Annotated in this window: 6 protein-coding genes; all 6 read left to right on the plus strand. The window is 43.3% G+C overall.

The features are described 5' to 3' along the window. Positions 1 to 26 precede the first annotated feature (26 nt). Positions 27 to 1,019 (plus strand): ABC transporter substrate-binding protein, encoded by a 993-nt coding sequence (locus QUA57_RS19250; RefSeq protein WP_333063115.1) that lies wholly within the window; start codon positions 27 to 29, stop codon positions 1,017 to 1,019. After that, positions 1,016 to 2,008, plus strand: coding sequence for an ABC transporter substrate-binding protein (locus QUA57_RS19255; RefSeq protein ID WP_333063117.1), 993 nt, complete (start codon positions 1,016 to 1,018; stop codon positions 2,006 to 2,008). Before QUA57_RS19250 ends, QUA57_RS19255 begins: the two co-directional genes overlap by 4 nt. Next, positions 2,005 to 2,994, plus strand: coding sequence for an ABC transporter substrate-binding protein (locus tag QUA57_RS19260; RefSeq protein ID WP_333251267.1), 990 nt, complete (start codon positions 2,005 to 2,007; stop codon positions 2,992 to 2,994). The genes QUA57_RS19255 and QUA57_RS19260 overlap by 4 nt, the downstream gene beginning before the upstream one ends. Continuing rightward, positions 2,991 to 5,087 (plus strand): SpoIIE family protein phosphatase, encoded by a 2,097-nt coding sequence (locus QUA57_RS19265; RefSeq protein WP_333063120.1) that lies wholly within the window; start codon positions 2,991 to 2,993, stop codon positions 5,085 to 5,087. Before QUA57_RS19260 ends, QUA57_RS19265 begins: the two co-directional genes overlap by 4 nt. 24 nt (positions 5,088 to 5,111) lie before the next feature. Next, positions 5,112 to 5,627 (plus strand): helix-turn-helix domain-containing protein, encoded by a 516-nt coding sequence (locus QUA57_RS19270; protein ID WP_333063122.1) that lies wholly within the window; start codon positions 5,112 to 5,114, stop codon positions 5,625 to 5,627. A gap of 248 nt (positions 5,628 to 5,875) precedes the next feature. Next, positions 5,876 to 6,241, plus strand: coding sequence for a hypothetical protein (locus tag QUA57_RS19275; RefSeq protein ID WP_333063124.1), 366 nt, complete (start codon positions 5,876 to 5,878; stop codon positions 6,239 to 6,241). Positions 6,242 to 6,310: the final 69 nt, after the last annotated feature.

Below are 6,310 nucleotides of genomic sequence, written 5' to 3' on the forward strand. Positions count from 1 at the left end.
TCTACACCAGGAATGCTTTAGATAGTATGTATAAACTACTCAATTTCATCTGTATCTTTATTATTACCGGCTGCCTACTTTTTGCTTGTCATTTTCCGGAACCTCTAAAACTAAAACCCCCTCCCCTAAAAGTATCTTGTGTTCCTTTTGTTGGCTATACACCTCTCATCATTGCTCAAGAGAAAGGATTCTTCAAAGCGCAAGGGGTAGACGTGGAACTCAGCTATGTAGACTACTCACAATTGCAAGACGCGGATTTCAGTGCAGGGAAGTATGATGGGATCGGATTGACCTTGGGCGATTTGGTGAGCTTGAGTGCCACAAATCCTGATATGCAAGCTGTGATGGTGTTGGATCAATCGACAGGTGCAGACGTGGTAGTCGCCCAATCCGACATTAAAACAATCCCTAATTTGAAAGGAAAAAAGCTCGGTGCAAATCTAGGCAGCTTTAGCGAGGTTTTCGTTACTGAGATGTTGAAAGCCTCTAAACTGACCAGCGATGATGTTAGCCTGGTTAAAGTCGAGCCTTTAGAAGTTCCCAATCGCTTACAAAACAATGCTATCCAAGCCGGGCACACTTGGGAACCGCATCTTTCTGAAGCATTAAAATTAGGGGCGCATATCCTGTTTACAAGCAAACAAACCCCAGGCTTAATTTTGGATTTGGTCGCGTTTCGGGGTGAGGCGATACGCGATCGCCCCGAAGATATTCGCGCCTTTGTGCGAGGCTGGCTTCAAGGCTTGTCATATTGGGAAGCAAATATTCCCGAAGGAAACGCGATCGTGAGCAAAGCGTTGAATATGCCCATCAATACAAGCTCTTTCGAGGGAATAGACCTCACTGACCTTGCAGAAAATCAAAACTTCTTTCAATCAGACAGCCCTAATTATATCTACAAAACTGCCCAGAAATATGCGGACTTTTTTATTCGCGCTGGCAATGTGACGCGCCTTCCCAATCTAAAAACCTTGTTCAATTCTTCTTTCTTAACCCCCCCTCCTAGTCGGAAACCATGAAGCGCTCCTTTTTCAACAGCATCTTTATTATTATTACCTGCGGGCTGCTGTTTGCTTGTCATTCTGTGGAATCTCTAAAAGTAAAACGTCCTCCCCTGAAAGTAAGTTTGATCTCTTTTGTTGGCCATAGACCGGGCCTCATTGCTCAAGAGAAAGGATTCTTCAAAGCGCAAGGGGTAGACGTGGAACTCAGCTATGTAGACTACTTACAATTGCAACAAGCGGATTTCAGTGCAGGGAAGTATGATGGAATTGGATTGACCTTGGGCGATTTTATGATCTTGAGTGCCACATATCCTGATATGCAAGCTGTGATGGTTGTGGATGAATCCACAGGTGCAGATGTGGTAGTCGCCCAATCCGACATTAAAACAATCCCTAACTTGAAAGGAAAAAAGCTTGGTGCAAATCTAGGCGGCTTTAGCGAAGTCTTCGTTACTGAGATGTTGAAAATCTCTAAGCTGACGAGCGATGATGTTAGCCTGGTTAAAGTTGATGGTTTAGAAGTTCCCAATCGCTTACAAAACAATGCTATCCAAGCAGGACACACTTGGGAACCGCATCTTTCTGAATCCTTAAAATTAGGCGCACATATCCTGTTTACCAGCAAGCAAACCCCAGGCTTAATTTTGGATTTGGTCGCGTTTCGGGGTGAGGCGATACGCGATCGCCCCGAAGATATTCGCGCCTTTGTGCGAGGCTGGCTTCAAGGCTTGTCCTATTGGGAAGCAAATATTCCCGAAGGAAACGAACTCGTGAGCAAAGCGTTGAATATTCCCATCAACACAATCTCTTTCGAGGGAATAGACCTCACTGACCTTGCAGAAAATCAAAACTTCTTTCAATCAGACAGTCCTAATTATATCTACAAAACCGCCAATAAATATGCGGACTTTTTTATTCGCGCTGGCAATGTGACGCGCCTTCCCAATCTAGAAACCTTGTTCAATTCTTCTTTCTTAACCCCCCCTCCTAGTCGGAAACCATGAAGCGCTCGTTTTTCAACAGCATCTTTATTATTACCTGCTGGCTGCTGTTTGCTTGTCATTCTCCGGAATCCCTAACAGTCAAACTTCCTCCCCTGAAACTAACTTGTGTCAGTTTTGTTGGCTATACACCTGTCATCATTGCTCAACAGAAAGGATTCTTCAAAGCGCAAGGGATAGACGTGGAAGTCAGCTATGTAGACTACTTACAATTGCAACAAGCGGATTTCAGTGCAGGGAAGTATGATGGGATCGGATTAACCTTGGGAGATTTTATAATCTTGAGTGCAACAAATCCTGATATGCAAGCTGTGATGGTTGTGGATGAATCGACAGGTGCTGATGTGGTAGTCGCGCAATCAGACACTAAAACAATTCTTAACTTGAAAGGAAAAAAGCTTGGTGCAAATCTAGGCGGCTTTAGCGAAGTTTTCGTTACTGAGATGTTGAAAACCTCTCAACTGACGAGCGATGATGTTAGCCTGGTTAAAGTCGAGGCTTTAGAAGTTCCCGAGCGCTTACAAAACAATGCTATCCAAGCAGGACACACTTGGGAACCGTATCTTTCTGAAACATTAAAATTAGGGGCGCATATCCTGTTTACCAGCAAACAAACCCCAGGCTTAATTTTGGATTTGGTCGCGTTTCGGGGTGAGGTGATACGCGATCGCCCCGAAGATATTCGCGCCTTTGTGCGAGGCTGGCTTCAAGGCTTGTCATATTGGGAAGCAAATATTCCCGAAGGAAACGAGCTCGTTAGCAAAGCGTTGAATATTCCCATCAAGACAATTTCTTTCGAGGGAATAGACCTCACTGACCTTGCAGAAAATCAAAAGTTCTTTCAATCGGACAGTCCTAATTATATCTACAAAACCGCCAAGAAATATGCGGACTTTTTTATTCGCACGGGCAATGTGACGCGCCTTCCCAATCTAGAAAAATTGTTCAATTCTTCTTTTTTAACCCCCCCTCTTAGTCGGAAACCATGAAGCGCTCTTTTTTCAACAGCATTCGTACAAAGTTAATCGTGTCGTTTCTCCTCGTTGCTCTAATTCCGTTGCTGCTGTTAGCATTTATCAACAAGCAGACAACTCAAAAGGCATTGACCGACAACGCACGACAAGCCCTATCTGCGGCGGCTAACGAAACCGCTAACAGAATAGACGGGTTTATCGATGCAAATCTCAATGCCGTGCGCGTAGAAGCGATTTTACCAGGTTTGTCTGCCTATCTGAGCCTACCTCCAGAACGGCGAAATGGTAGTCCCCAAGAGATGTTAGCGACTGAAACCTTAACCCGGCTCAGTCGCAAAGATATGCTTAATATTATCTCCTATGCCTTGCTCAACTTAGAGGGACGAAATGTACTCGATACGAATACACCGGATGTTGGACGAGATGAATCCGGTCAAGATTACTTCCAAGAACCGCTCAAAACTCAACTATCTTTTGTTTCTAGTATTAGGCAATCGCCGACAATTCCCAACCTCGTGACGCTCTTCTTTAGCAGTCCTGTTCGCGATGCGAAGGGAAATATATTGGGTGTATTGCGGGTGGCATACAATGCCACATCTGTCCAGCAGTTGGTGACTCGGGAAACTGAACACGCAGGTGCGAAATCGTTAGGAGTTCTTTTAGATGAACACTATATCCATCTGGCACATAGCACTACACCTGAACTCCTTTTCAAATCGATTGTGCCTTTGCCGCCCAATGTTGTAGCGAAACTGCAACGCGAAGGGCGTTTGCCTAAGACTCTAACGAAAGAACTTGCAATCAATTTGCCCGACCTCAAGCAAGCATTAGACACTAAACAGCCTTATCTAACCACACGATTGGCAGCTACGGGTAATAATGAGTTGAGCCTCTTAGCGATCGCCCGCCTGAAATATAAACCTTGGTCAGTTCTTTTCGCACAGCCGATTGCCGTTGCCCTAGCACCTGTAGAAAAACAAATACGTGATGCACTTCTTTTATTAGCAATCATCGCCACAATTGTAACTATCATCGCTTTGGCGATCGCACAACTATTAACAAAGCCTGTGATTTACCTCACCCAAGCGGTTGCCCAGTTTACGGCGGGTAACTTAGATATGCGTGTGAAGATGCGATCGCGAGACGAAATCGGTCTGCTGGCACGATCCTTCAACAGCATGGCGAGGCAAATCCAAGAATCCTTTGAAACCCTCGAAGACAAAGTTAAAGAACGAACAGCAGAACTCGCTAATGCTAATCAGGAAATCATTACCCTCAACGAAAAACTCAAAGTAGACAACCTCCGCTTAGGTGCAGAATTAAATGTGGCGCGTCAGATCCAGCAAATGATTTTGCCTAACCCTGAGGAACTGGAAATTGACGGACTAGATATCGCCGGATACATGGAACCCGCTGATGAAGTAGGAGGTGACTACTACGACGTGCTACAGATCGATGGTGTTGTCACACTGGCGATCGGTGATGTCACCGGACACGGCCTCGAAAGCGGCATTCTGATGCTGATGGCGCAAACCTCAGTTCGCACCCTGCAAGAGATTCGTGAACTAGACCCCGTTCGATTCCTGGATGTACTCAACCGTACCCTCTACAAAAACGTACAGCGCATGAATTCTGAGAAAAGTCTGACGCTGGCGATTTTGAGCTACTCCGAAGGACTCATTAGCATCAGCGGTCAGCATGAAGAAACGCTAGTGGTGCGAAACAATGGAGAGGTTGAGCGCATCGACACGGTGGATTTAGGTTTCCCGATCGCTTTAGATGATGATATCGCAGACTTGATCAGTCACGTCCTGATTGAGCTAGAACCTGGAGATGGCGTAGTGCTTTATACTGATGGCATTCCAGAAGCCTATAACATCGGCAAAAAGCAGTATGGACTGAAGCAATTGTGTCAAGTAATTAGTCAAAATTGGCACAAGTCTGCAGCAGGAGTTAAGGATGCGGTGATTCTAGATGTGCGGCAACATATCGGTAAGCAGAAAGTGTTTGATGATATTACGTTGCTAGTCTTTAAGCGACTGGCTGACGTTCCTGAAAATGGAAATTTAGTTAATAATATCATTTCTCCAGAAGAAATGCTACAATGAAGAACAAAGTTTGAGTAATACTTTATGAAAGTAAACTACCAAGAAAGAATTGATTTAACAGCAGACGAGTTAAAAATAATTCTGTCCGAGCAGCGAACTCTACCTAATAAACAAAAAATTCAGGCACTTTATTGGTTAAAAACTGGAGCTAGTCAAAGCCTTACAGATGTAGCTGAACGTTTAGGTGTACATAGAATTACTGTACATAGATGGTTAAAACAATATATTGCTGGCGGTCTGTCAGAAATGTTAGAAATACGGCAAGCAACTGGTAGACCCCGAGTAATTCCTTCAGCGGTAATAGCCGGAATCTCAGAAAAATTAAGTGAAGAGTCCTGTGATTTTAAGACTTATAAAGAAATTGGTCAATGGGTAGAAGAGAACTATCAAATTTCACTCAAATATCAAACATTACACAAGCAAGTACACTATCGCATGAAAGCCAACTTAAAGGAACCCAAGCCTGTGAGTAACGAAAAAGCTCAGGAGGCAACCATTGAGTTTAAAACCCCTTCAAAAAACTTGCTCAAAAACGATTAAAAGGAACAAGGTAACAGCTTTTAAAGTAAAATTTATAGGTAAAGTAAAAGGGAATTTCAAAGCTTATTATTTAGAGAGCTATAGCAATCCTAAATCATGTGTGAAATTCTTACTCCCTCCCCTTGATAAGGGGATATTTGGGGTGGGTAAAAAAAATACGACTGATTTAGTATTGCTATATTAGCTTTAATCTTTCAGGGGGTGACAACCCCGTCAAGACCCATAGCTAACAAAGGTTAGACCGATTTATGGTAAAAAAAGATGGGGTCAATTTTTATAAGCAACCCCATCTATATACAATGTTACCTCCATTTTACCAAAATTGTTTCCAAAGACAACTAAAAAAAGCGGAATACTTAACTCTGCAAATTTTAGTTTTTCTGCTGCAAGCACATAAACAAGTAAGCATTGAATCGCTGGCAACAGTCATGCCATACCCGATCACATTTGAGAGTAGAAGACGCGCCATTCAAAGATTTTTGAAATTACCGGCTCTCAATATTGAAAAACTGTGGTTTCCTCTGATTAAATACATCTTAAGGACTCAATTCAACAAACAGAAAGAATTGATAGTTGCGATTGATAGGACGCAGTGGCGTGACCGAAATATATAGTCATTTCAAATAAGTATGAGACACTCTTTCTGCACAATAAGCACGAATAACTTCATCAAGAGATGTGCC

The sequence above is a fragment of the Microcoleus sp. Pol7_B2 genome, from assembly GCF_036701035.1.
Classification (GTDB): Bacteria; Cyanobacteriota; Cyanobacteriia; order Cyanobacteriales; family Microcoleaceae; genus Microcoleus.

Coding starts and splice junctions, on each gene's coding strand:
- QUA57_RS19275 (WP_333063124.1), top strand. CDS start 5,876: ATGGTAAAAAAAGATGGGGTCAATTTTTATAAGCAACCCCATCTATAT.
- QUA57_RS19270 (WP_333063122.1), top strand. CDS start 5,112: ATGAAAGTAAACTACCAAGAAAGAATTGATTTAACAGCAGACGAGTTA.
- QUA57_RS19265 (WP_333063120.1), top strand. CDS start 2,991: ATGAAGCGCTCTTTTTTCAACAGCATTCGTACAAAGTTAATCGTGTCG.
- QUA57_RS19250 (WP_333063115.1), top strand. CDS start 27: ATGTATAAACTACTCAATTTCATCTGTATCTTTATTATTACCGGCTGC.
- QUA57_RS19260 (WP_333251267.1), top strand. CDS start 2,005: ATGAAGCGCTCGTTTTTCAACAGCATCTTTATTATTACCTGCTGGCTG.
- QUA57_RS19255 (WP_333063117.1), top strand. CDS start 1,016: ATGAAGCGCTCCTTTTTCAACAGCATCTTTATTATTATTACCTGCGGG.